This window comes from Massilia genomosp. 1 (genome assembly GCF_011682185.1).
Lineage (GTDB): Bacteria > Pseudomonadota > Gammaproteobacteria > Burkholderiales > Burkholderiaceae_D > Telluria_A > Telluria_A rubra.
Genome location: NZ_WHJF01000234.1, coordinates 1 through 2188 on the forward strand (window position 1 = coordinate 1; position 2188 = coordinate 2188).

The window sequence follows — 2188 nt, forward strand, 5'->3', positions numbered from 1 at the left end:
CAAGAACAACAATACCGTCTGGATGGTGCGCGACAAGGGCGGCACCCTGCGCGGCGTGATCGACGCCAACGGGCGCGTCTTGTACAGCCTGCATTACACGGCAAACCTGATCACCGAAGTGCGCGACTACCCGATCGCCGGCATGGCGCTGGACCTGCCCGCGCGCAGCGTCAAGTACAAGTATGACGCGGCCAATCGTCTCTCCGAAGTGATCGATGCGCGCGGCAATTCGATGTTCTACGAATATGACACGAGCAATAACATCATCACGGTCACCGACCAGGAAAAGCGCATCGAAAAGCTCGCTTATGCCGGCGCTTCGGTCGCCCAGTACACGGCCGCCGACGGCGGTGTGAGCGACTACGAATTCGACTACGACGACGCCAACAAGCAGTTTTCGAGCCGCATTACGGGTCCGGAAACGGCCAGCGGACGGCGGGTGGACGACCTGACGCACGACCGTTCGGGCAAGCTGGTGCGGCGCGTGGTCAACGGGCGCGTCGACGAGGAGGTGCGCTACGATTCCGGCGCGCGGGCCGAGACCAGCACCAATGCGCGCGGGTTCAGCAAGCGCACCGCCTACAATGAATTCGAGCAGGTGGTCGAGCTGACCCAGGAGGACGGCACGACGCTCAAGCGCGCCTACTCCGCCGTCAACCTCGCCCTGGTGGAAACCGCGGATGAACTTGGCGTAAAGACGCGCTACGAGCGTGACGCCAAGGGCAATCTGATCCGGCTTCTGGAAGCGGCCGGGACCGCCGACGAGCGTGTGACGGAATCGAAAGTCGACGACCACGGGTTTACCACCATTGCCACTGTCAAGGGACGCACCGAGGCTAACGGTACTGTCACGGCCGATGCGGTCACCCTCACCAGCTACGATCCCCGCGGCAACATCGAAACCGTTACCGAACCTGAACAGGGTCACTTCATCTACGTGCATGACCGCACGGGAAATCGCGTCAGTTCGACAAATCCGCGCAAGTTCACCAGCGTCATGCAGTACGACGGCATGGGTCTCTTGGTGAAACGTACCAATGCCCTGCAAAAGTCATGGCGTCTGGCCCGCGATAAAGTTGGCAATCTGCTCGTAACGACCGATCCGCTGGAACGCAAAACAACGATGCGTTATGACGCACTCAATCGGGCGCTGGACATTGCGGCCGCGTCGTTAACGCCGGCAACCGTTGGTTATGACCACCAGGGCTCGCCGACCGTTGTGCGCGATGGCGATGGGCGGGAAAAATTGATCGAATACGATAATTTTCAGCGCATGAGCAAACTGGTTGATGGCATGGGTAACGCGACCCGGTTCAGCTATCAGATCGATGACGCAAGCGCGGCCGGAACCTTGGGTAGCTTGAATTCGCCTACGGAAATCCGCTACCCAACCTATGTGGAGCGCAACCGGTATGATGCACTGGAACGCCCGACCACGACCGCCTTGGTCGAGCGCAACGGTGTGACGCACACCGTGCAGACCGGATACGATCCGCGCGGCCTGGTCAATAGCAACACCGACCCCTATGGCAAGGCCAATACGGCGCACCATAACCATTTTGGCCAGCCATTGACACAGACCGATCGACTGAAGAAATCGACCCGCTTGGCATACGACGTACGGGGAAACTTGCTGGAAGTAAGGGATGCCAAAGGCAACGTGCACCGCTTTGACTATGATCGGAACGGCCGAGTCATCAAGGAAACGCTGCCCTTGGGGCAAACTGCGCAGACGTCGTATGACTTGGCGGGAAATCTTGAGCAGTACGTCGATTTTGATCAGAGTAAAATCCGGTTCACTTTCGACGATGCGAATCGGCTGGTAAAGAAATCATTTTATGATGAGAGTGATGTGTTGAAGCGGACGGTAAAGTACGACTGGAATGACGCTGACATGCTGGTCGGATGGAGCAAAGACGACGCCGGTACACAGTCCAGTGGCATTATTGCCTATGACAACGAAAATCGCCATACGGGCGAGACGGTGACTTATCCGGGTGGATTTACGATGGGCTACTCCTATTCGTACAGCCCGGGTGGCAAGAAAGTCGCGTTGAAATTGCCTGATGGCGGGGTGGTCGGCTACGGCTACAGCAAACACGGGGAGCTCGACAGTGTGGAAGTGCCCGGCGAAGGCCGCATCAGTGTCAGCGCTTTCAACTGGACAGCCCCTTCCACTGCGATCCTG

General features: G+C 58.5%; 1 protein-coding gene. It reads left to right on the forward strand.

Going from position 1 to position 2188, the window contains the following annotated elements:
• Window positions 1–2188: RHS repeat protein (locus tag F1735_RS33120; RefSeq protein WP_167241196.1), on the forward strand; the 2188-nt coding region annotated here is incomplete at both ends.